This is a genomic window from Mucilaginibacter aurantiaciroseus (genome assembly GCF_024055595.1).
Classification (GTDB): domain Bacteria; phylum Bacteroidota; class Bacteroidia; order Sphingobacteriales; family Sphingobacteriaceae; genus Mucilaginibacter; species Mucilaginibacter aurantiaciroseus.
In genome coordinates this window covers 839,150-862,102 of sequence record NZ_JAMXOF010000002.1, presented here as the reverse complement: position 1 = coordinate 862,102, position 22,953 = coordinate 839,150, and the positions used below count along the sequence as shown (strand labels likewise).

General features: G+C 43.6%; 24 protein-coding genes. 10 read left to right on the top strand and 14 right to left on the bottom strand.

Annotation, left to right across the window (positions count from 1 at the left end; all coding sequences use genetic code 11):
* Nucleotides 1-56: 56 nt before the first annotated feature.
* The 4 genes from NAF17_RS12190 to NAF17_RS12175 all read right to left on the bottom strand — a co-directional run bounded on the left by NAF17_RS12190 (nt 57) and on the right by NAF17_RS12175 (nt 5,509).
* On the bottom strand, nt 57-1,121 hold the full coding sequence (locus tag NAF17_RS12190; protein WP_252758267.1) for a M20 family metallo-hydrolase: 1,065 nt from the start codon (nt 1,119-1,121) through the stop codon (nt 57-59).
* Nucleotides 1,122-1,720: 599 nt separating this feature from the next.
* Nucleotides 1,721-1,894 carry a MalT transcriptional regulator family protein gene (locus NAF17_RS12185; RefSeq protein ID WP_252758266.1) on the bottom strand — a complete coding sequence of 58 codons (174 nt, stop codon included), beginning with the start codon at nt 1,892-1,894 and terminating at the stop codon, nt 1,721-1,723.
* A gap of 488 nt (nt 1,895-2,382) precedes the next feature.
* Nucleotides 2,383-3,633 (bottom strand): DUF2130 domain-containing protein, encoded by a 1,251-nt coding sequence (locus NAF17_RS12180; RefSeq protein ID WP_252758265.1) that lies wholly within the window; start codon nt 3,631-3,633, stop codon nt 2,383-2,385.
* Nucleotides 3,634-3,856: 223 nt separating this feature from the next.
* Entirely contained in the window at nt 3,857-5,509 is a 1,653-nt protein-coding gene (locus tag NAF17_RS12175) for a capsule assembly Wzi family protein (protein WP_252758264.1), read from the bottom strand.
* Between the two features lie 241 nt (nt 5,510-5,750).
* Here NAF17_RS12175 and NAF17_RS12170 point away from each other — a divergent pair, with 241 nt between their 5' ends.
* Nucleotides 5,751-8,771: a DUF2723 domain-containing protein gene (locus tag NAF17_RS12170; protein ID WP_252758263.1), complete on the top strand. Its 3,021-nt coding sequence runs from the start codon at nt 5,751-5,753 to the stop codon at nt 8,769-8,771.
* 30 nt (nt 8,772-8,801) lie between these two features.
* Here NAF17_RS12170 and NAF17_RS18125 read toward each other — a convergent pair whose 3' ends face one another.
* From NAF17_RS18125 to NAF17_RS12160, 3 genes are read right to left on the bottom strand one after another with little or no spacing between them, the layout of a single operon-like run.
* Nucleotides 8,802-8,933 (bottom strand): hypothetical protein, encoded by a 132-nt coding sequence (locus NAF17_RS18125; RefSeq protein ID WP_256474500.1) that lies wholly within the window; start codon nt 8,931-8,933, stop codon nt 8,802-8,804.
* 55 nt (nt 8,934-8,988) lie between these two features.
* Entirely contained in the window at nt 8,989-9,480 is a 492-nt protein-coding gene (locus tag NAF17_RS12165; protein ID WP_252758262.1) for an isoprenylcysteine carboxyl methyltransferase family protein, read from the bottom strand.
* A 4-nt stretch (nt 9,481-9,484) separates the two neighbouring features.
* Nucleotides 9,485-10,543 carry a type III polyketide synthase gene (locus tag NAF17_RS12160; RefSeq protein ID WP_252758261.1) on the bottom strand — a complete coding sequence of 353 codons (1,059 nt, stop codon included), beginning with the start codon at nt 10,541-10,543 and terminating at the stop codon, nt 9,485-9,487.
* Between the two features lie 130 nt (nt 10,544-10,673).
* Here NAF17_RS12160 and NAF17_RS12155 point away from each other — a divergent pair, with 130 nt between their 5' ends.
* The 3 genes from NAF17_RS12155 to NAF17_RS12145 all read left to right on the top strand — a co-directional run bounded on the left by NAF17_RS12155 (nt 10,674) and on the right by NAF17_RS12145 (nt 12,396).
* The gene (locus NAF17_RS12155) at nt 10,674-11,450 is read left to right on the top strand and encodes a DNA-formamidopyrimidine glycosylase family protein (RefSeq protein WP_252758260.1); all 777 of its coding nucleotides are present in this window, start codon (nt 10,674-10,676) and stop codon (nt 11,448-11,450) included.
* A 146-nt stretch (nt 11,451-11,596) separates the two neighbouring features.
* Nucleotides 11,597-12,073 (top strand): ferritin-like domain-containing protein, encoded by a 477-nt coding sequence (locus NAF17_RS12150; protein WP_252758259.1) that lies wholly within the window; start codon nt 11,597-11,599, stop codon nt 12,071-12,073.
* 2 nt (nt 12,074-12,075) lie between these two features.
* Nucleotides 12,076-12,396, top strand: coding sequence for a hypothetical protein (locus NAF17_RS12145; protein ID WP_252758258.1), 321 nt, complete (start codon nt 12,076-12,078; stop codon nt 12,394-12,396).
* Nucleotides 12,397-12,459: 63 nt separating this feature from the next.
* Here NAF17_RS12145 and NAF17_RS12140 read toward each other — a convergent pair whose 3' ends face one another.
* Both NAF17_RS12140 and NAF17_RS12135 read right to left on the bottom strand, forming a co-directional pair.
* Nucleotides 12,460-12,840 carry a hypothetical protein gene (locus tag NAF17_RS12140; protein WP_252758257.1) on the bottom strand — a complete coding sequence of 127 codons (381 nt, stop codon included), beginning with the start codon at nt 12,838-12,840 and terminating at the stop codon, nt 12,460-12,462.
* 38 nt (nt 12,841-12,878) lie between these two features.
* The gene (locus NAF17_RS12135; RefSeq protein WP_252758256.1) at nt 12,879-13,511 is read right to left on the bottom strand and encodes an HAD family hydrolase; all 633 of its coding nucleotides are present in this window, start codon (nt 13,509-13,511) and stop codon (nt 12,879-12,881) included.
* A 231-nt stretch (nt 13,512-13,742) separates the two neighbouring features.
* On the opposite strand from NAF17_RS12135, the gene NAF17_RS12130 reads away from it, so the two are divergent.
* Together NAF17_RS12130 and NAF17_RS12125 are read left to right on the top strand one after the other, a co-directional pair.
* On the top strand, nt 13,743-14,609 hold the full coding sequence (locus NAF17_RS12130) for an AraC family transcriptional regulator (protein WP_252758255.1): 867 nt from the start codon (nt 13,743-13,745) through the stop codon (nt 14,607-14,609).
* A 4-nt stretch (nt 14,610-14,613) separates the two neighbouring features.
* The gene (locus tag NAF17_RS12125) at nt 14,614-15,084 is read left to right on the top strand and encodes a DUF983 domain-containing protein (RefSeq protein WP_252758254.1); all 471 of its coding nucleotides are present in this window, start codon (nt 14,614-14,616) and stop codon (nt 15,082-15,084) included.
* 124 nt (nt 15,085-15,208) lie between these two features.
* Here the strand turns inward: NAF17_RS12125 and NAF17_RS12120 are convergent, their stop codons facing one another.
* From NAF17_RS12120 to NAF17_RS12110, 3 genes are all read right to left on the bottom strand, one after another.
* On the bottom strand, nt 15,209-15,565 hold the full coding sequence (locus tag NAF17_RS12120) for a response regulator (RefSeq protein WP_252758253.1): 357 nt from the start codon (nt 15,563-15,565) through the stop codon (nt 15,209-15,211).
* 64 nt (nt 15,566-15,629) lie between these two features.
* The gene (locus tag NAF17_RS12115; RefSeq protein ID WP_252758252.1) at nt 15,630-18,254 is read right to left on the bottom strand and encodes a PAS domain S-box protein; all 2,625 of its coding nucleotides are present in this window, start codon (nt 18,252-18,254) and stop codon (nt 15,630-15,632) included.
* Between the two features lie 435 nt (nt 18,255-18,689).
* Nucleotides 18,690-19,070 (bottom strand): winged helix-turn-helix transcriptional regulator, encoded by a 381-nt coding sequence (locus NAF17_RS12110; protein ID WP_252758251.1) that lies wholly within the window; start codon nt 19,068-19,070, stop codon nt 18,690-18,692.
* 155 nt (nt 19,071-19,225) lie between these two features.
* Between NAF17_RS12110 and NAF17_RS12105 the strand changes: the two genes are divergently transcribed.
* The 4 genes from NAF17_RS12105 to NAF17_RS12090 all read left to right on the top strand — a co-directional run bounded on the left by NAF17_RS12105 (nt 19,226) and on the right by NAF17_RS12090 (nt 22,101).
* Nucleotides 19,226-20,242 carry a zinc-dependent alcohol dehydrogenase family protein gene (locus tag NAF17_RS12105; protein WP_252758250.1) on the top strand — a complete coding sequence of 339 codons (1,017 nt, stop codon included), beginning with the start codon at nt 19,226-19,228 and terminating at the stop codon, nt 20,240-20,242.
* Nucleotides 20,243-20,576: 334 nt separating this feature from the next.
* Nucleotides 20,577-20,855 (top strand): MBL fold metallo-hydrolase, encoded by a 279-nt coding sequence (locus NAF17_RS12100; protein ID WP_252758249.1) that lies wholly within the window; start codon nt 20,577-20,579, stop codon nt 20,853-20,855.
* A gap of 170 nt (nt 20,856-21,025) precedes the next feature.
* Nucleotides 21,026-21,214 carry a sensor histidine kinase gene (locus NAF17_RS12095; RefSeq protein ID WP_252758248.1) on the top strand — a complete coding sequence of 63 codons (189 nt, stop codon included), beginning with the start codon at nt 21,026-21,028 and terminating at the stop codon, nt 21,212-21,214.
* Nucleotides 21,215-21,324: 110 nt separating this feature from the next.
* Nucleotides 21,325-22,101, top strand: a complete 777-nt coding sequence (locus NAF17_RS12090; protein ID WP_252758247.1) for an enoyl-CoA hydratase/isomerase family protein — start codon at nt 21,325-21,327, stop codon at nt 22,099-22,101.
* Between the two features lie 117 nt (nt 22,102-22,218).
* Here the strand turns inward: NAF17_RS12090 and NAF17_RS12085 are convergent, their stop codons facing one another.
* Nucleotides 22,219-22,563 (bottom strand): hypothetical protein, encoded by a 345-nt coding sequence (locus NAF17_RS12085; protein WP_252758246.1) that lies wholly within the window; start codon nt 22,561-22,563, stop codon nt 22,219-22,221.
* Nucleotides 22,564-22,656: 93 nt separating this feature from the next.
* The gene (locus NAF17_RS12080; protein WP_252758245.1) at nt 22,657-22,950 is read right to left on the bottom strand and encodes a chaperone modulator CbpM; all 294 of its coding nucleotides are present in this window, start codon (nt 22,948-22,950) and stop codon (nt 22,657-22,659) included.
* Nucleotides 22,951-22,953 lie beyond the last annotated feature (3 nt).

Below are 22,953 nucleotides of genomic sequence, written 5' to 3'. Positions count from 1 at the left end.
CTGCCGAACTCGCGCAAAAACCCCTCCCTAACCCTCCCAAGGGAGGTAATTACTTTCTAAACAATCTTCGATAGCATCTCTATATACAACTCTATCCCCTCGCCTATTTCCTCCACATAAATAAACTCATCGGCCATGTGCGAACGGGCGGAATCACCGGGGCCAATTTTTATGGAGGAGATATCCAGCAATGATTGGTCTGATGTGGTTGGTGAGCCATAGGTGTTACGGCCTAAAAATATGCCTGCCTGTACAAATGGGTGGTTTTTATCTATAGACGATGGTTTTAGGCGAATGCTGCGCGGTTTTACTTCGCAGCTTACATGCCGGCGGATGATCTCAAGGACTTCCTCATTTTTGTAGGCATCCGTTACCCTAACATCCACTGTAAAGGTACAAGTAGCAGGCACTACGTTATGCTGCGAACCTGCGTTGATGATGGTAACCGACATTTTTATCGGCCCAAAAACTTCCGATTCTTTCTGGAACTTATAGTTGCGGAACCATTCAATATCGGCCAGTGCTTTGTAAATAGCGTTGTCTCCTTCTTCGCGGGCGGCGTGGCCGGCTTTGCCAAAGGCGGTGCAATCCAGTACCATCAGGCCGCGTTCGGCAATGGCAAGGTTCATTAGCGTGGGTTCGCCTACTATACCAAAGTCCAGTTTGCCAAGATCGGGGATAACGAGTTCTAAGCCGTTTACACCCGAGATCTCTTCTTCTGCAGTGGTGGCTAAGCAAAAGTTATATTTAAGGTTCTCCTGGTCGTGATAATAAAGAAATACGGCTATAAGCGACACCAGGCAACCGCCGGCATCGTTACTGCCAAGGCCGAATAATTTACCGTCTTCTATCTTGGCGTCGTATGGGTCGCGGGTGTAGCCGCTATTTGGTTTTACGGTATCGTGGTGCGAGTTGAGCAGGATAGTTGGTTTACGCTCATCAAAATGCCTGTTCCAAGCCCAGATATTATTGAGTTTACGATGTGTTTTAACACCGTGCTGCTGCAAAACCTGGTCTATTAAGTCGGCGGTGCGGTCTTCTTCTTTACTGAATGATTGTATAGAGATGAGTTGCTGCAACAGCTGTAATGCCAGTTGCGACAGTGTTGTTTTATCGGCCATATATGTTGCGGATGTTTACACAGATTGTGAACGGCAAAAGTAATGCTTTTTGGTTTATGTTAACAACGGAAGTATGATCAATTCGTGGTCTATTCAATCCAAGTGTCCCACTAAATTATATACAAAAGAGAAAAATATACAAGCAATTGATAATCAATAATATGAAAATTTGACTTACTATGATAAATAGTCAGTATAAAATATAATTAATTGATTATAAGATATTTATAAATTTAAAGGGTTGTCCCACTTTTTTCTGAATGAGACGGAATGGGACACCTTATTTTTGCGCTTTTTTTCGCCTTTTTTTCGCCTTTAAAACGCCAATTATGGTTCTGCTAACCCACTATAAAGAGATAAATTTAGACAAAAAAAAGCCGGTCCAGCCCGGCTTTTTTTTCCTTTTTTTTTTTAAGGTTGGGCTTGTTGGTTGTAATAAACTCGCTCATTATAAAATGAAATAAATCTTATTTCTTAAACCGCTACCGGTACAAGGCCAAGCACTTCAATTTTGTTGGCAATAACTTCCAGGTTGTAGCGCTTTATTCGCTGCTCATCAAAATATGATGTTGTTTAAATCTTCCCTTCAACAAAAACCGTCAGGCCTGGTTTGTGTAACCTTCGGAGATTAGGGTAAGCACTTCGCCCTCGCGTTTAGAGATCTCGATATCAGCAGCCTCCTCCTCAAAACTATTTTCGGGCACACGGATGAGTTTATCCGGTAGTTTAAGGGCATGCTCGATATAAATGTAGCGCTCATGGGTATTACACAAGCGGCGCAGGGCAAAGATCAGTTTATCGGCGTTCGCACTTTTTAGTACATAGCCGATGGCCCCCGCCTTAAAAGCTTGCAGAATAATGAATTTGTTCTGATCTAATATAGACAGTATGACAACTTTTACTGTGGGATAAGTTTGTTTAACGCGGATAACAGTTGGATACCGCTCATTTGGGGCATATTGATGGCAGTTAGCACAATATCGGGCTTGTTGCCATCTTTTATCAGTTACAGGGCTTATTAATCGTTGCTGGCTTCGGCAATTACTCCATATCCGCTTCTTTTAAAGAAGATACCTGGTGCCATTACGCAACACATTTTGGTTTTAGGCCAGTAAAATTTTGATCATTACAGAGAAATACTAAAACTTGGCGGTACGAAAATTAGAACCGGGAAGTATAACGGCTGAGTAGCAATTAAGCCATTATATTACATATAAAAGTTTAGATAGGTGTATTAACATTCTTAATGGTTGTATAAGTACTAATCTAACAATAAGGGTTCGTCGTCGTCGTCAAGGCTTAGGCGAATCACATCGTTACCGGCAATACCTTCTATATTTCCTTTAATACCAGCGGCGTTTAGTAACACTTTATCCAATTGCTTCTCGCGAGATTTCCATAGGCGTTCCATCGCGTCACGTTCTTTAACGATGGATAGCCGCATGCTCATATACCCCTCACGGATAGCCTTCCATTGCTCGGAAAATTCGCTGCTGGTTAGGTAATCATACAATAAATGCATTTTGTCGCCTTTGTTATCCTGGGCTTTGGCCATGTTAGCCAGCTTAATAACCCCATCGCGCAAGATGTAAGATACGGCCTTAACTTCGTCAAAGCTACAAATCCAAACGCCATCCTTTTCGCCGAAGCAATCCATACCTTTTGGGTAGCATTGGGTTACTATAACGGCAACATCAACGCCTTGCGCGCGCATATCTTTTTTAAGCTTATCTATCCAATCGCCGCCGAAAGCGGTGGTGCGTTTACTTTCGTAAATAATACGGCCACACTCCTGCCCAAACTGGTTACGCACGGTTTGCACACAATCTGCCCCGCGTACGCCTTTGCCTACCTCGCTAATTACATCAAACGGAAAATAGCTGCGCAACTGCTCTTCCAGGATCAGTTCCTGCACCTCGCCCTGTAGCTGCATCGAGCCCTGTTCGGCCTTACGTTTCATTTCGTCTACCATGCGTTTTTGATCTTCCAGCTTCATCTCCATTTCTTTCATTTGTAACAGATGCTGGGTATCTTTAGAGGCATATCTCTCGGCTTCCTGTTTACGTACTTGTTCAGAAACCTGTGCACGTTGTTCTTGCAGTTTACGTTCAATAGCTAACTCAAGTTCTTCTTCTTTTTGTTTGAGGGATTGCTCGCGCTGTAAAAACTCCAGTTCCTTTTGGCGCGATTCTTTCAATTTTCCTGCACTGGCGTTTACAGAATTTTGTAGCATCAGCAGCTGGTTCTCAAAATCGGATGCGATGGATTTGCGCAGATTTTCTTCCAACGTTAATTGCAGGGCTTTTTTTTCGCCGGCAAGGCGTTCTTCAAAAGCCTCGTGCTGCTTTTTCTCGCGACTGGTAAAATCCGCCTCTTTTTTTTGGAACTCTTCTTCTTTTTGGCGGGTATAATCCTGCATCTTCAGCCTTAGCTGCTGCTTATATTCCTCGGCCATAACTTCCTCAATAGGGAAACCATGTCCGCAGCTTGGGCACTTAACTTCTGTAGCCATAATAATTATTGTAGATCAAAGATAGGAGTTTTAGCCTCAGAATTTAACCACAGAGTACACATAGGAAAAAAGCACAAAAAACACAGAGGCATATTATTTCGACAGATGAGAAATTCATGTCGCCGCAGGGGCTCACATCGTGGACCCTGCGATGCCTTGCATACGTGCGCAGGGTCTCTTTCAGAAGACCCTGCGTGGACGAAGGTTAACCCAACCGCAAGGTCTAAAAATCGTGATACAGGTTCCTGAAGCTGCTTCTCAATCCGAAGGAAATAATGGTAGCGTTTTTGGTTGCCAGGGTGTTTGATTCTCTGCGATAGATACCGTTAAGTTCCAGGCGCATATTGTATTTGGGGTTTACCATAAATGATACTGTGCCCTCGGCATAATACAGGTTGGTGCCAATGCCCTGGCCTACCGTATTGGTGGTAAGGGTTGGCGCGTATGGTTTGGTAACATCCTTACCATTGTTATCCCCCGCGGCATCCAGGCCATATTTGGCGTACATCAGCTGGCCCTGAAAATCGAACCTGCCCGCGCTGTAGTTCATGATGCCTGTAAGCTCCCTAAAGTTAGCCCCAAACGGATCGCCCAGTGGCTGGCTGTAATAAGTATATGCACTTAAAGCGTTTGTGTTTGAATAGGTATATGGTTTAACGGTGTTGTACTCCAACAGGTAATTTAAATCCTTTACGCCTGCAAGATCCGCCCCGCGGATACCCAACTGGAAGCCGTTGGTGTTATCGGTATTGTTGCTTTTGAAAAAGTTATCGCCCTTAAACCTGTCGATAAGGAACTGGCCATAAATGGCGGTCTTATCAAATATCTTATACTTACCGGTAAACCCAACTAAGGCATTACCCGGCTGCGATGAGGGGCCTAAACTGCTCGAAAAAAGGATAGGGTTAATAAAGTTAACATCAAAACCGCGGCGGTTGCCTTTGGCATCTGCCTCCGGCGCTATGTAAGCGTTAAAGAAACCCAGCGACAGGCTCTTGTTAACGTTCCAATCTAAATAATGGAACAAGCCCCATTTGCGGCGGTTGTTGCCGAAGGTATCAAACTTGGGCAGGTTATGGTCTTGCATATATGTCCACATGATCATGTACTGTACGTTACCAACATTGGCTGTAACGCGTAACAAGGGGGCCGGGGCCGTATTGTCCGACAGTAATATCGACCGGTAACCATCGCCAATAAAGGTTTTATCCTGCCCAAGGGTAAAGTTGAGGTATTTAGATGGGGTGTATGACAGTATAGCGGTAGCATACGAATAATCGCGGTAGCTTTTTGCCGGTAAGCGGTCGTATGCCTGGCCCGGGATAAAGCTTATTTGTTTTACGTAATCGGTAAAATAATTAGGGAAGGCCGCCTGGTTCTCATAAGCGCTGGTGTAGAACGAGAATTTTGTACCCACTGTACCGCCAAATTGGAAACCACGGGTGTTTAAGCCGATCCTTGAATTTGGCCCAAAACCTATGGGCTTAAAGTTTACAGGTGTGGTAGTTTTGTCATTAAAATCGTGCCCGAAGGTGTTTTCTAAAAGGATGTCGCCGTAAAAAGTAAAATCTCTGGCTTTTACAGCTATCAGGTGTTCGTTAAATAATTTGCGCAGGAACCAGTTTTTGCGGCTGCTGTCAACCCCAACATTCATCAGTTGATCGTAACGGCCTTGCAGTGTGCTGTCAATTAAAAAAGGGCGCAGGGCAGTATGCATACTGCTGCCTTTCGAATAAACATCGGCATTAAACTTTTGATAAAACTGATAAGATTGCGGCAGGTAAACAGATTGGGCCTTAATTACCGTAACGGATAACATAATGATGCACAACAGTAAAGAAACTTTACCCGCCAGCCTTGTATAGTTTTTTTGCATACGCAACAAAATAAGTGTTATTTATTGTAACATTAAAATTTAAGGCATTATTAAATTAGCCTCACCCTGCCCTCACCAAAGGAAAGGGTTTTGTAAATTTTTAAAAGTCCTCTCCTTTGTAGAGCATTGGGTGTAGCCAAAGCGTTAATTTCTGTTAAATTTATAAGCTTAGCTATATTATATATCTGTCAAGCTACAAAAAATACTGATATTTGCCGCGCTTAACTATACCCGTTTAAGGATGCAATACAATAAAATTAATAACCTTTTTGGCTGGCTTTGCTTTGTTATCGCTTCAGCAACCTACATCTTAACATTAGAGCCATCAGTAAGTTTTTGGGATTGTGGCGAATTTATTTCGTGCGCATACAGGCTGCAGGTATCGCACCAGCCGGGCTACCCTTTATTTGCCATGCTGGGCAAGGTTTTCTCGTTATTATCCCTGGGCGATAATACCAAAGTGCCCTACTTTACCAATATGGGGTCGGCCATTGCCAGCGGGGCTTCGGTAATGTTTCTGTTTTGGACCATAACCGCTATAGCTAAAAAAATGTTTACCGGGCGCGAAAAGTCTTTCGGCGACGCACAAACCACCGTTATTATGGGCGCGGGCCTTGTGGGTGCGCTGGCCTTTACCTACACCGATACATTTTGGTTTTCGGCGGTAGAAACCATCGTGTTCGCGTTATCACAGCTTTGTATTGCTGTTGTTTTTTGGGCGATATTGAAATGGGATGCCCATGCAGATGAACCCGGTGCCGATAAATGGATCATTTTTATCGCCTACGTAATGGGGCTTTCTATAGGCATCCACCTGTTAAACTTGCTTACTATCCCGGCTATCGCGCTGGTATATTACTTCCGCAGGTATAAAAACGTGACTGCCAAAAGCGCCATTATCGCTTTTTTGGTAAGTATAGCCATACTTGGTTTTGTACAGTACGGCATCAGGGGCTATACTATTAAATTCGCCGCGTTTTTCGATCTGTTTTTTGTGAACACGCTTGGCCTTGGTTTTGGCAGCGGCGCATTGTTCTTTTTCGTGTTGCTTATCGCCGCCATTGTTTTCGGCATTATGTACAGCATCCGTAAAAACAAGCCGGTACTTAACCTAATATTTTTGTGTATCGCGTTCATTTATTTTGGTTATGGTTCATTCGCTTATATCCCTATCAGGGCAACGGCAAATACTAATTTAAATAATTCGCACCCGGATAATGCCTTCACCCTTTACGGGTACTTAAACCGCATCCAATACGGCGAAAACCCGCTATTAAGCGGCCCTTACTTTGACGCCCAGATCACCGACCAGCACGAAGGCAGCACCATTTACCGCAAGGGTGCCACCAAATATGAAATTGCCGGTAAACGGTCAACCTACGATTACGACCATACCACCCTTTTGCCGCGTATGTACAGCACCGACCCAAGCGACGTGCAGTTTTACCGTGGCTGGCTGCAACTGCCCGAAAGCGAAAAACCAACCTTTGCCGATAATGTTAAATGGATGGCCAGCTGGCAGGTTTACCAGATGTACTTCCGCTACTTTTTGTGGAACTACGTTGGCCGCTATAACGACCAGGATGGCCAACAAAGCACCGAAAGCATTGACGGTAACTGGACCAGCGGGATCTTAGACGGAGGCAGGCATTTACCAAAGTATATAGTGGATAGCCCTACTTACACCCCGCTTTACGCCCTGCCGTTTATTTTGGGTGTGATAGGGATGATCTACCATTTCGAACGTAAAAAGAAAGACGCATTGATCATTGCCCTGCTGTGGTTCTTTACAGGATTAGCAGTAGTGCTTTATGTGAACCAGCCCAGTGTACAGCCCCGCGAAAGGGATTATTCGTACGTAGGTTCGTTCTACGCGTTTGCCATTTGGATAGGCCTTGGCGTTATTGCCATTGCAGACGGGATAAGCCGCAAGGTTAATGCCCGCACAGCAGCGTATATTGCTACGGGCATTTGTTTACTGGCAGCGCCGGTGCTAATGGCCTTTAAAGAATGGCCTGGCCACGACCGCTCTACCAAGATGACCGCGCACGATATGGCGTATAACTACCTCATCTCGTGCCCGCCAAACGCTATTTTGTTCACCTATGGTGATAACGATACCTATTCGCTTTGGTACGACCAGGAAGTGGAAGGCATCCGCCCGGATGTACGCATTGTGAACCTGAGCCTGTTTAGCGGCGACTGGTACATCCGCCAGATGCAGAGGAAAATGAACAACTCCGAGCCATTGCCTATTACCATGCCTTTTGATAAATATAAGGATGGCGTTAGGGACGTGATCTATTTTAGCGATGGCAAGATCAACGGCCCGGTTGAACTTAAAGAGGTATTTGATTTCCTGACAAGCGACGATAAGAACGTGCAAGGCCAGAACCAGGCCGGCGAGAGCGCTAATTACCTGCCTACAAAAAGCTTCAAACTAACTATCAACCCCGATGATGTGATGAAGAACAAGGTGATAACGCCCGGGCAAAAAAGCCGGTTAGCTACCACCATGGAGTGGAAATATACTTCCAACTATGTAACTAAAGATAACCTTGCCCTGCTTGATATTTTGGCCCATAACGATTGGAAAAGGCCTATCTGTTTTACCACCACCATTGGTAACAGCAACCTGATAGGCTTACAGCCATACTTGTATAAAGAGGGCTTCACGTACCGTTTACTGCCACTTAAAGCCGATACTGCCAATAAAGATCAGCTGAGCAAAACCAACAGTTTGGTGATGTACGATAACGTGATGAACAAGTTTAAATTCGGCAAATTTAAAACGGCTAAGTATTTAGACCATGAGTCGACCAATATGTTTTACCCCGTAATGCTAACCACCTTTTTAGACCTCGCCCAAAACCTGATAAAAGAAGGCCAACCGGATATGGCACTAAAAGTTTTGCACAAGTGCGATGACGAATTACCGGAAGACCTGTACCCGTACATAGATGTTACCGCCCGTAAAATGTTCCTGGCGCAGTTAGCTTACCAGTTAGGTGATGCCAGGCTGGGCAACAAATTTGTAGCCAACGTAGATAAGTTTTTGGTTGACCAGTTGGATTATAACTACTACCTGCTAAAAGACAACGCCAACCGAGTAAACAGCCGCGATGTACAAATTGGCATGCAGGTTTTAAACGGCATGAGCGAGTACGCCAAAACCGCCAAACAAACCGCAGTTGGCAACAAGCTGGATGCACAATTAAAAGATTACGAAACCAAGTTTTCAGCGCTGTTAGGCCAGCAGTAGGCTTCAATGCTAAAGCAAAAGCCCTGCTGATCATAGTATCAGCAGGGCTTTTTTAGATGTTGTGGCGATGGTAAAAGCAGATAGCATAACAGTTGCTGCTACTGCGATGATCAGTTTTAGTTTGTGTTTGATTTGGATAGCCGCGTTACTGCTTTGATACACAAACAGATCAAAAATTTTGTGGTGGTTAAACTATTTTAATAAACGAAACATACCATCACATCGCCAAAACCTTGTTCTCCTTTTTAATGCGTACATAAAGCATGGCGGTATTCAGCAAAGTAAATACCACTGCCGTATAATATAAACCAAAGGCCAGCGGGATAATTGCTATCTCCAGTATCACAATAATATAGTTGGGGTGCTTAATGTATTTATAGATACCCGTGGCAACAGGGCGTGTGCCGGGAACTTTATAGATCTTGGTATTCCAGTAATGGCCGAGGGTAGATATTACGATGGTTTTGATCACGATCAGCACAAAAAACAACACAATGAGCGGGTAACTTACCACGGTATTATCCCGCCACATGTATTCGGCAATAACAGCAATGATAAACAGCGTATGCATGGTAACCATAAACGGGTAATGCTCTTTCCCATACTCTACAGCACCGTTCTTTAAAAGCCATTTCTCGTTTTTGGAAGAAACGTAAAGCTCGGCAAGGCGCTGAAAGATCAGGAACAGGATAAATACAATAAATATCATCGGTTTAGTTTTTCATATCCAGTAACACCATCTCGCTGCTAAAGCCGGGGCCCATAGCCAGCATCAGGCCGTAGCCATCGGCAAAGCCGGTTGCTACAAATTTTTCCAGCACGTATAGTACGGTAACGCTGCTCATGTTGCCGTTGTCATTCATCACCTCGCGGGTATTCTTTAAAAAATCGCCTTCTATCTGCAAGGCATCTACGTAAGCATCCAACACTTTTTTACCACCGGGATGGAAGATAAAATTCTTAATATCGCTCAGCTTAAGCCCTTGCTTCTCCAGGAAATCTTCAATATCCTGGCTGATGTTGGTGTGGATGAATGTCGGGATATCTTTGGAAAATACCACCTTAAAACCATCTTCCCTAAAATCCCAGCCCATTACATCAAGCGAATCATAATATAGCTTGCTGCTGGCTGCTTTTATGCTAAGCAGTTGTTTTGGTTGTTTGTGATTATCGCCTTTGATGATGCAGGCCACTATACCATCTGAAAATAAACTCGACCCTATGAAATTGCTCTTACTATAATCGCTTTTGATGAGCGTGAGCGAACATAATTCAACCGCTACCAAAAGCACAACCGCATCCGGATTTGCCTTTGCTGCCAAATTAGCTTTTGCCATGCCAGACACGCCGCCTGCGCATCCTAATCCCCAAACCGGCGTTCGGTTTATATGCGGGTTTAAGTGCATTTGGTTAATGATGAGCGCATCGATACTTGGTGTTGCAAGGCCGGTGGTAGAGATGAAGATAATATCCGTAATATCGTCTTTATCAATACCTGCTTTAGTTATTACGCCCTCAACCGCTTGTACCGAATATTGTAATGATAACCGGATGTACTCGTCGTTACGCTCTTTAAAAGTGGTGGTTTCCGCATAATAACTCAGTGGTTTTACAAAATTACGGGTTAAAATGCCTGTATTGTCAAACGCCGGCATCAGCCGGTCGGCCTGCGGGAAATCTTTACTGAACATTTCGCGCGCCTGGGCCTTTACGTCCTGCTGGTTGGTTTTATCAGGAAGGTCAATTTTAGAAACTGCTGCTATATGTGGCATTTTACGTGGTTATTAAATCTTCTATAACAATTACGTTATTATTATAGATTTAGTTTACAACTTTTAATAAAGGCTATTGTTTTATATACCATTAAGCTTTTACATTAGCATACCAATAATACTCAAAACCATGCCCGAACTACCCGATCTGCAAGTCTTCAGCCATAACCTCGATAAAAAACTGAACGGCAAAACCGTAAAGGAAGTTACCATACATAAAGCGCCGAAGCTAAACGTTACCCATAAAGAACTGCAGAACACCCTGCATGGCCAAAAGCTATCGTCGGTTTACCGCGATGGTAAGGAGCTGTTCTTTAAATTTAGCAAGGGCGATGTGCTTGGCCTGCACCTGATGCTGCACGGCAAACTATTTTTGTTTGAAGGCGAAAACGATAACAAATACCCCATCATCGAACTTTTATTTACTGATGACACCGGCTTGGTGCTAACAGATTTTCAAGGTATTGCCGCCCCCACCCTTAACCCCGAAGCTAAAGACGCGCCGGATGCATTATCTGAAAATGCCGGATTGGATTACCTGAAAGGCATTATCGGCAAAAAGAAAACCAACGTTAAAACCGTATTGCTTGATCAAAAGATAATCCGCGGCATTGGTAACGCCTACGCCGATGAGATCCTGTGGGATGCCCGCATTTCGCCTTTCTCGGTTAGTAACAAGATCCCTGCCGATAAGGTTAAAGACCTGGTAAGATCCATCCACGAAGTGCTGAAGAATGCCGAAAAGGAAATCATCAAAGCCAACCCCGATATTATTGCCGGCGAGATCCGAGATTTTATGCTGATCCACAACGCTAAGAAAAAACACAGCCCCAAAGGTGCGCCCATCCTCATCGATGAAAAATCGCGGAAGACTTATTATACAGAGGAGCAGAAGTTGTATGAGTAGAGGCCGCACCCGGCCTTCTTCAAAGGTGAGCCAAAAAACAATGTTATCGCTCCCAATGACGTGATTGAATATTAAGCTTAAATTTTCTACAAACTTAAAACATTTAACTTCCACAATATGTTCAGAAAGTATAAACAGATACTAACATGGGGACATTACAACACATACAACACCAGATTGGCGCACTGAACGATTTGATCAAAATAAATAACGACCGCGTTGAAGGCTATGAAAAAGCCGTTGATGGATTAGAAGATGCCTCGTTAAAATTGATTTTTGAGGGCTATATAGATCAAAGCCGTGGCTCCGTCAACGAGCTTAACGATTACATTCACTTGTTGGGGGGCTCACCTACAGATGGTACAACCCTTTCGGGGAAAGTGCATCATGCATGGATAGATATGAAATCAGCATTTGCCAAAAAAGATAACTACTCGATATTATCCGACTGTGAATTTGGCGAAGATGTTGCCAAAGCTGCTTACCGTAAAGCTTTAGATGATAAAGAACTGATATGGGAGGATGCTAAAGTATCTACCCTGCTTACCAACCACTTAAATGGTTTAAAAATAGCGCATGATGCCATTAAAGCCCTTCGCGATACCTATAAACAAGTAACTTAATTATGGATAGCCCCGATCAGGATTTTTTAAAAGTTTACAAGCCCCTGCACGTACCACATAAGTACGATGCAGGCGCTTCTTTGCAGGATAACGTGGTATTTGCCCTGGCTCACTTAGAATACGCCACCGCCCCGCAAGTAGCTGCCAAAATGGATGAGTTTGAACCCCAAACGGACAAAGCTACCCACTTGCAACAAACCCGAGAGGTATTGGAAGGGTTGTTTAACAAGGGCCGTATTAAAGGTGATGATGAAGCGGAAAGGCAGTATAATTTAAGCAAGATCATCACGCAAAACTCAGGGAAGGCAGATCCGTTGTTTTAGAAATAAAAGAAGCGTTATTGCAAGGCACGAAGCGATAACGGATTGGATTAAACACGTATCTGCTTACGGTGCAGTAGGCGTTGCCGACATCACACTATCAACCACAAAATTACTTACCCCGTGCCATGGCAGCGTGTGCAAATATTCTTTGTAATGAAGTTCCAGCATGGCGCCAGCGCTGTGGTTAAGTTTATCAGCAACTTTATCGTCGGTTACCGAAAACATAAATTCGTTTGAAGAGATATTACCCTGTGTTTGGCTACGGATACCGCTTTGGATCAACCGGCCTTCGTAGGTTTTAAACATATAGCCTTTTTTCACAAAATAATTCATGGTGCCGGCCTTGGTGCCTTCGCCAAAAACAAAATAATAGCGGTAGTAAACCACGCCGGTAATTACCACTGCAAAAACCAAAAATATAATTGTTAAAACGCGACCTTTCATGATATTTAAATTTGATATAAAGCTAACATATTGGCAGCTTATAAATTTATAAAATAGTTAACCAGCGATGTAAAATCGTCGAATTTCAGGTCGTAATCCTCCGTTGTACCAAAACCGTAGCTTACAAACACAAATGGAATGCCTGCCAGGCGGCTTTGCTGGCCGTCGCCTTCGGTATCGCCAACGTATACAGAGGTCTTCAATCCGTGTTTATCCATCAGCAATTTTATGTTGTGGTTTTTGGGCATAAAGTTTACACCGTGGGCCAGCTCGTCTTTAATCAGGTCGTCAATCCCTGCCCAGTCAATAAACTGGCGAATGATACCCTTAGCACAGTTACTCAATATAAACAGCGGGTACTTTTCGGCAAGCAGCTTCAGGCCGTCCTTAACACCATCGTATAAAATACCGCCTTTTTCTGCGATCAGGTTGTGGCGGCGGCCATTCACTAATCCGTAAATTTCAATGCGTTTATCGTGGTCAAACTCTGGCATCAATATCTCTATCACCTTTTTGCCTTCCATACCCACCATCCCGGCCAAAACATCGCGGGTGATGGTTTTGTCAATTCCCAGTTCGGCGAAAACAACATTCCAGGAGTGGGCGTATGTGTCAACGGCATCCCAAAGGGTACCGTCCATATCAAAAATAAGGCTATCGGGCTTTTGCATTTTGTTTTGTTAGAGATGGTGAAATTAATAAAGATTATCTATTTGCGATGATTAACAACAAAGGACACGAAGTTTTTTCACAAAAGGCACAAAGCTTTTCTCTGTGTGCTTTGTGGTTTCATGTTTTTTCCTTTGTGGTAAAAAAGTGATTGTTATCACAATCAGTAAAAAACACCACAACAACCACATCCAACACCATCGCCCAAGGTAATAGTTAAGTATCTTTGTAGCATGAAAAAGGTGTTCCCTGTTTATGATATATGTTCGTTAGCTGATCATCAGCACAACGACCTGCTTATGAGCCGGTTTGCGCCATATCTGCAAAAACATCAGAACCTGAGCCTGCCGCATAAGCATACCTTTTACCACGTGGTATTATTTACCGAAGGCGCCGGCAGCCATTTTATTGATTTCACCGGCTTCCCGGTTAAGCCTTATCAAATTTACTTTATGGTGCCCGGCCAGGTACACCGCTGGGATTTTGAGGGCCCGGTTGATGGCTACATTATCAATTTTTCGGCAGAGTTTTTCCAGTCATTTTTATTACGGCCCGATTATTTGGAAAGCCTGCCATTTTTTACCGGCAATGTAGACGATGAAGTAATAAACCTGAAACCCGAAGTACACCAGCAGACAGTAGCCCTGTTTGAGCAATTGATACAAGAGAGCAGCGAAATTAGCCGCATGGGGATGGATATGATCCGCACGCTGATGCTGCAATTGTTTATTTTAGTGGCAAGGCAAAGCGCGCATAGCAGCCAAAGTACTGCACCCACTTATAACTACACCTTGCTGCAAAGCTTCAGGAAGTTAACGGATAAAAACTTCGCCACCCTGCGTTTACCAAAAGATTATGCCGCCTTGTTGTACATCACCCCTAACCATTTAAATGCGTTGTGTAACGATATGCTGGGGATCTCGGCAGGCGAAGTGATTCGCAACCGCGTGATACTGGAGGCCAAAAGATTGCTTATAAACCTCGACCTCAACATTACCGAAATAGCCGCCAAACTTAACTTTGCCGATAACTCCTACTTTACCAAATTTTTTAAAAAACATAACGGACTTACCCCCGAGGATTTCCGCAAAACCCCATAGCTCAATGACACCATCTGATATAAAACCCGACAAAGAGGTACACGTTTTAGAAGCATTTATAAAGGCCAAATGCCCTCGCTGCCGCCGTGGCGATATTTACAGTACACCTACCTACAGTTTTGGAGGCCAAAAAATGCACGAGCGATGCTCGCACTGTGGCCTGCACTACGAGCGCGAACCTGGGTACTGGTACGTAGCCATGTTTGTAAGCTACGCCTTTAATGTTGCCGAAATGGTAACCTTTGCGGTAGGCCTGCACATGTTAACAGGCTCTAATTCTCCCTGGGTATATGTTGGGGTATTGTTGGGTGTGATATTTTTGTTATCTCCGTTTAATTATAGGTACTCAAGAGTGGCGTTGTTGTACTGGCTTACGCCGGGGCTAAATTACGAGGCTTGGAGAAGTGAGGATAAGTACAAAGCGCCCTCCCAACGCCCGTTAACTAACGGCGAAGATTTTAAAAAGCAGGATTAAGCATACCTCACGCGTCATTGGTACGAAGCAATCCCCGACTTACAGAGCCGCTCGTACCAAAGAGATTGATTCGTGCCTCGCAATGACGTGCTTTTTTAATATTATTCCATAAAAAAAGCTAACCTTAATGGGTTAGCTTTTCTATTTTCTGTAGCAGTACATCCATCTCAAATGGCTTGGCCAGGAAATCGTCGGCACCGGCGGCCATGGCCGATGAGGCAATGTCTCGGCTGGCAGAGATTATGATGACCGGTATATTTTTAGTAAGGGTTTCTGATTTTAGTTTGCGGCAAATGTCGCGGCCGTCCTCTCCGCTCATCCAAATGTCTAGCAGCAACAGGTCGGGCAGTTCTTCTTTCATATCAAGCACGGTGGCACCATCAACGGTAGTTGTTACGCTGTAGCCCTCAAACTCGAGCATCATCTCTATCGCGTCCACTATCCCCGGGTCGTCATCGGCTATCATTATCTTTTTGGGCATCTGGCTTATATCTGCGCAATTTTGAATCCAAAACTGCTCGCGCTTTTAACTTGTTATTAAATAATTATTTCGTTTCATTTATATCAACAGGTAACGAGAAGCAAAAAGTAGACCCTTTTCCTTCTGTGCTGTTTACCCACATCCTGCCGCCTTCGCGTGTTATTATCTCATTGGAGATGTACAATCCTAACCCCAAACCGGGGAAAGTATGTTGCTTGCTCCCGCTTACCCTGTAGAACTGTTCAAACACGAGCTCTTTCTTATCATCGGGTATGCCAATACCAAAATCCTCCACGCTAACAGTTACCATTTTGTCATCCCGCTCGGTACTGATGATAATAAGGTTGCTTTGCGGCGAGTATTTAATGGCGTTGGTAATAAGGTTAGTAATTACCTGCCCTATGCGTTCTGTGTCAGAATAGATCTCACCGGCGTCCTTAAAATCCATCACCAGGGTGTGTTTGTGGGTGGTATGTTGCATATCCTGCACGTTCTCCTGTATCACCTGGTTAAAATCGAACCAGGTTTTATTGAACAGGATCCTACCGGAGTTTATTTTGGTAACATCCAGCAGGTCGCCAATAAGGTTGGTGAGGCGGTTTAGCTGGGCGTCCATCTTCATTACCATGGCGGCTTTTTTCTCCTCGCCTTCTTTACTTAGCATGGCGCCAAGTACCTGCGCATAGGCTTTTATACTTGTAACGGGGGTTTTTAATTCGTGGCTGGCAATACCCAAAAAATCGTCTTTTTGGCGCTGCATTTGTTTTTGCTCGTCAATATCTGTATTGGTACCAAACCAGCGCACAATTTCGCCATCTAAACTAAACGGTAAAGCGCGCACCAGGTGCCATTTATAGTCGCCGTTCTTATCCAGTAACCTAAACTCGTATTGATAAAGGCTTAAACTCGTCAGGGCTTCCATCCATGCTGCAATGCAGCCGTCGCGGTCGTCCGGGTGTAAATTATTCGCCCATTTATCACCAATAATCTCTTCCATTGGCAAGCCGAAGAAATCGAGGGTTTGCTGGTTCACATAATCCAGTTCGCCGTTTGGTTTGGCCGTCCATAATTGCACGGGCATAAAATCGGTCACAAACTCAAACTGCTTTATCTGGTCGTTAAGCTCGCTGTTCTTTAACTGTAGTTCAATATCGGTAATGGTTTTCTCGGTAACATCGGTACAGGCACCAATGTATCCCCTAAAAACACCATTAATATTATATTGCGGGTTGCCCGTGGCGATACAACAGCGCACGCTGCCATCCTTATGCTTAATCCTAAAATCAACCTCGTAAGAGCATTGCGCTTTTAAATCTTCGAGGAATTTTTCGGCGGCGCGGTCGCGGTCTTCATCTAAAATACATTTCAGCCATCCTCTGCCTAAAACTTCTTCGTTAGATTGGCCTGTCCAGTCGGTCCAGGTTTTGTTGGCATAAGTAATATTGCCATGGTCGTCAGACATCCATAAGGCTGTAGGCGATGCACTGGTAATATTTTGCAGCAGGTGTTCGCTATCAATAAGAGCCTGTTTGCTTGCTATTTCTCCCCGAAGATCGCGGGCTATGGTAGCAAGGCCCCGGGCGTTACCGTTAGTATCGTATATAAACATCGACGTACCATGAACCGGGATAGCCTCGCCTGTTTTAAAATTGCGGTACAGCACCTCGCCGTTCCATTTACCTTGTTTGGTTAAAGCTACATTGATATTGTTTTTTAGCTTATCCAGTTCGCCCGGCATAATAAATTCCGAGTTATGGGGCAGCTTATCACCATCCTCCAAACCAACCATTTTACGGCCAACGGCGTTTACATAAGTAACATTACCGTCATTATCGCTCAGGCTAATAAAGTCGGATGTATTATCTATCAGTGTTATCAGCCGCTGTTGTTCTTCTTTATCACGGATCTCGGCACTAATGTCAAGCACGGTACCTGCAAAACGGGTGCACTTACCTTCGGCATCAAAATAGGCCTTACCTTTGCCACGCAGCCACCGTACCTGCTTATCAATTGCACTAACGGTCCTAAATTCGCAATCGTAATTACCGTCTCCTTTACAATCAAGCGCTTTATTAACTTTTCGTTCTATAGTGGCGCGGTCTTCCGGGTGGATGCTCTTTAGCACATCGTTGTATGCCAAAACCTCGCTGCTGGCATAACCATGTAGTTGGTTGCAGCGTTCATCCCAGGTAACCAATTCGTTAACCGGGTCCATATCCCAGGTACCCAGCTGTGCCGACCCGAGCGCGAAACGCACCCGTTCCTCATTCTCGGCCAGTTTTTTACGGGTGAGGACCAGTTCGGTAACATCATTGGCTGTATTTAATATGCCAAATACTTCGCCCTTTTCGTTTTTTAGCGGCTGATATATAAAGTTGAAGTAAAAAGTTTTAAGCTGCCCGCCAGATAGCAAGTCTACCCGCTCAGCTTTAGCTTCGTATGCAATACCGGTGGTGTAAACTTTGTCGAGAATGTCGAAGAAGGGTTGTCCCTCCAGTTCGGGCAGGGCCTGGCGAAAGGTTTTGCCAATTACAGTTCTGTCCTTATCCCATACCTTTAATATGGCATCGTTAGCGAGGGTGATGGTCATACCTTTCCCCACATACAGCCCTACGGGTGATGGCGATTGCTCTACAATGAGCTTAAAAATATTTTCGGTTTGCACGTTCTGGTCAGCGTTGTTTTCCATTTTTAATGTATAAAAAACAGTTTTAAATAGGCCAAGCAGGTATCGGCTAAAAAGGTTTGCCGGGCAATGTTATACAATATTAATTTTTTTGTTCCATTATAGCTAATCCACGATCATAATTTTCACGTAGCGGTATTAATTTTTCACCATTGCGGAATAGATAAATTATACACTGGAACATCAACAGGTGAACGGCCTGTTTGGCTTTGAAAATATGAAAGACTGGCGGCCAAGAATGCCGTTTATGTATGTGTTGCAGAGCTAATATGGTCTTAAACCATTCATTATTAAAACGTTTGAAAACAAGCTTATTAGAAAACTCACTTAGTGTAGTTTGCCCGAAACTTTGTCTTATCCTCTAAGCTTACCGGATTTATCCAAAACTAATGTTCTAGTTTTTTTAGGGTAAATACCTTAAAAAGGTAACGCTTCTCCTTAATTAAAACCAGGCTTCATACGAGTTACGTAAGGTATATGCACTTTACCCCAGGCACACAGTTGATGCATTATATCCGTCAGTTCCAGTCCACTTTCCGTAATTCGATATTCAACTCGTAGGGGTATCTGTTTTAATATTTCTTTTTCAATTAATTTACTATTAACTAACTCGTTTAATACAGATGAAAGTACGTTATCCGAAATTCCATTTAAACATTCTTTTAAGTTTGAAAACCGTGAAACATCCTGTTTTATTAATAGCAGGATTTCTGAAACCCACCTTTTCCCGACAATTTTTAATACCTTATTTAAGGTGCATCGTTCTTCAAGATAAAACTCATTTAAAGTGTTTGTTGAATTGATTTTTTTTTGGCTCATACTCACATTTTTATTAGTAACTCATAATGGGCAAAACATGGTACCCAAGCTTATTTTACAGATACATTTGTCTTTACAAATAAGGGAATAATTTTTAATCACAGGCATATAACTCCAATTATGTCAGCTTTTTTAAAACGGCAAATCATTAGAGTATGAAAACTTATCAAATTACAAAAGAATATAGCGTTGCAAGTTTAAGCTTGGTTGAAACAGATCGGCCGATAATTTTGGCAAATCAAGTTTTAATTAAAATCAATGCTGTGTCTTTGAATTACAGGGATCTTTTGGTAGTTAAAGGAATAGCAGACTGGAGGCCCCCTATTGGAAGGATACCAGTTTCTGATGGTGTCGGAACCATTATTGAAGTCGGGGAAAACGTAACGGCAGTAAATTTAAACGACCGGGTTGCCGGGCTTTTTTTCCCAAACTGGATAGATGGCCCAATGACCATGGAAAAGCTAGTTAATCCTTTGGGAGGGAGGGTCAGAGACGGCCTGCTACAGGAATATGTTGTTTTGAATGAAAACGAGGTCGTAACAGTCCCGGCATTTCTTACCGATGAAGAGGCTGCCACACTACCCTGCGCCGCACTTACTGCCTGGCATTCTTTAATGGAAAAGGGTAAGATACAGCCAGGCAATACTGTTCTTATCCAGGGAACCGGAGGTGTTTCTTTATTTTCAACTCAATTTGCATTAATGGCAGGTGCAAAAGTAATCCTACTATCCGGGAGCGATGACAAGCTGCAAATGGCCAGGCAAATGGGCGTACAGCATTTGATTAACTATAAGCATCTTCAAAACTGGCAGGATGAGGTATCGAATATTACCAATGGCAAAGGTGTAGATCACATTGTCGAAGTAGTGGGAGGCGACAATATTAATAAATCCATCGATGCCATTGCTTTGGATGGAACTATCTCGATAATAGGTTTAATTAACGGATTGAAGGGAAATTTGGATACAGCAAAGATTATGTCCAAGCAAATAAAGTTGCAAGGTATAAACGTAGGCTCAAAAGAAATGTTTGTAAGGATGAATAAAGCAATTGAAACCGCCAATTTACACCCGGTCATCGGAGGCATATTTGAATTTGCGAAAGTAAAGGAAGCACTAACCAAGATTGAACAGTCTTCCCACTATGGCAAAATTTGCATAAGCTATAAATAAAATATTGCAGGGTAAAAAGAAAATAGATCTTTTTGATGAAGGAGCTTATTTCTCTTTTTATATACCTAATAATCAGTTTAACTATGGTGTTGGTAAGTAGGGCGCTAAAAAGCACCTACTTGCCTTACCGGCAAGTGAAGATTAGTTTTAATAAAAATATCACTAAAATGAAAAGACGAGATGCCATCATAGGTGCGGGAGTAGCAGCCGCAACCATGGCCCTACCATTTGCAGCGATAGCGGAAACCTTGGGCACAGTACCGCATTAGAAGAATACAGGCCGAATACGATTTTTGGACAGGTACAAAACCTGATATGAGCAAAAGCCAGGGTGATGCAACTTCCAGCTGGCGGTTACGCTGCAAAATTTCTCGGGGTGATAAAAGACAGACTTAAATTCTTCGAGGATGGTGACACCTTATTTGATTTGTTTATGGTGGAGGTTTTGAAAGGCCGCACCCCCGGTAATACCTTAAGTAAATTTAGTAATAGCGGAGGTGACCTGATTTATATGGGTGATATTTCACATAACCATGCCTTATTATTGGAACATCCCGAATGGGGAGTAACTTTCGACACGGATTTTACACTTGCAGGTAAAGAACAACGGTAGACACCAGAAAAGTTGGCTAATAATAAAAGCCGGGTATTTTCCTGCCATTTACCGTGGCCGGGGATAAGACATATCCGCAAAAAGGGAAGCGCTTTTGAACTGGATAGCGGCACCGCATTGTGTATTATTATTACCGACCTATGCGTTCTCGTTAGAAGCTACGGTAAAGTGTGTCTGTAACCGATAACGGCATCGGCCTGCCTAAAGACCAAAGCAGCCGTATTTTTGAGCGATTTTACCCGGTAGAAGATAAAAAGAACATAACCAGCGGCCTGGGTATGGGCTTGTATATTTCGCACGAGATCATTACCAACCATAATGGTAGCATGGGTGTATATAGCGAACCGTGCAAGGGATAAATATTTTATTTTGAATTACCACTGGCTTAGGGCCTTAGCTATTTGTTTATTGCCTATAATTTGCAGGTTCGTTAAAATTGCGGATATTACCACGTATTTATATCAGCCGAATGATAACCGATAGCACTAACGGAAACGTAATTAGCAATATTGCCGCCAATGGCATAACCACCATTGGCTTTTACCATCCCGCTCAAAACTCACTCCCTGCGCTTTTACTGCAGGAACTAACCGACAAAATAAACCAGGCAAGCGCCGACCCGCAAACTAAAATAATTGTATTGCAAAGCGCCGGCGAACGCACCTTTTGCGCGGGCGCCAGTTTTGACGAACTGCTGCAGATAAAAGATAAAGAAGCAGGTGCCAAATTTTTTTCAGGATTTGCCAATGTGATCAACGCCTGCCGCAAATCGCCCAAGATCATCATAGCCCGTGTACAGGGCAAAGCCGTGGGTGGTGGCGTAGGCCTTGCCGCCGCTGCCGATTATTGTTTGGCTACCGAAGCTGCCTCCATAAAATTAAGCGAACTGGCTATAGGCATTGGCCCGTTTGTGATATCCCCCGCCGTTATCCGTAAAATAGGCTTACCGGCATTTTCGCAGTTAACCATCCGAGCGGTAGATTTTCAATCGGCGCAATGGGCTATGGAAAAGGGTTTATATAACGAAGTTTACGCCAACACTAAAGTATTAGACGAAGCATTATCCCTCTTAACCCAACGGCTTGCCTCCTACCACCCTAAAGCCCTCATAGGCCTCAAACAGATCCTTTGGGAGGGCACCGAAGATTGGGATAAGCTTTTGATAGAACGCGCCGCCATTAGCGGTGAGTTGGTGTTGTCTGAGTTTACTCAGGCTGCTTTAAATGGTTTTTTAAAAAAGCAGTAATAACCCCGCCTTATACTCGCGTCATTGCGAAATACGAAGCAATAACGGGTTGAAGATAAACCATTAAAAAAAAGCCCCTCGTTACCGAAAGGCTTTATAAATTATATCTTTTTAAGCTTAGTGCTTGCCGTGGCCTCTGCCACCGCCATGTCCGCGCCCCCAGCCATTACCACCACCGTGACCTTTGTTATAACCGTAGTCGCCGCGGTAAACTACGTTGCGGTAGACCGGGCGGCTGTAATAACGGCTGCGGTAAACCACCGGGCGGCTGTAATATCTATTGTAAACAACCGGGCGTTCGTAAACTATGGGTTCGTCGTAATCATCGTAAACTACCGGTCGTTCTATATAACGTACCGGTGTGCCCAAATTGATGCCTATGCCTACCCTTACCTGTGCTTTTGCAAGCTGTGCGCCAAGAGTTAATGCTAATGCCAATATTGAAATTTTAAGTGTTTTCATGGTAGTGAATTTTATACACAATTATTGTTTCGTTTACAGGTATGACACCATAATTGTACCATGGTTTAATAAAAATCTACTCTTTTTTAACGGTTACCCTTCGTAAAGGCGCAGTTTACTGCGTAAAACGCTCATTTCCTGTTCCATATCTTCCAACTTTTGCAACAAATTATTTATGGTTGCAATGCCCGGTTCGTTAATTTCTAACTCGTTATGCAGGCGCACCAGCTGTTCTAACTTTTGGATCTCGTCCAGCGGGATGCAATTGGTTTGATTAACGGTGGTCACTTTAACCATCCCTGCGTCAGCCAAATAGTCTACAAATGTATATTCCACATTGTGGTACACACAAAAATCGTTTACGGTTATTAAATTTTCGGTCCTCATATG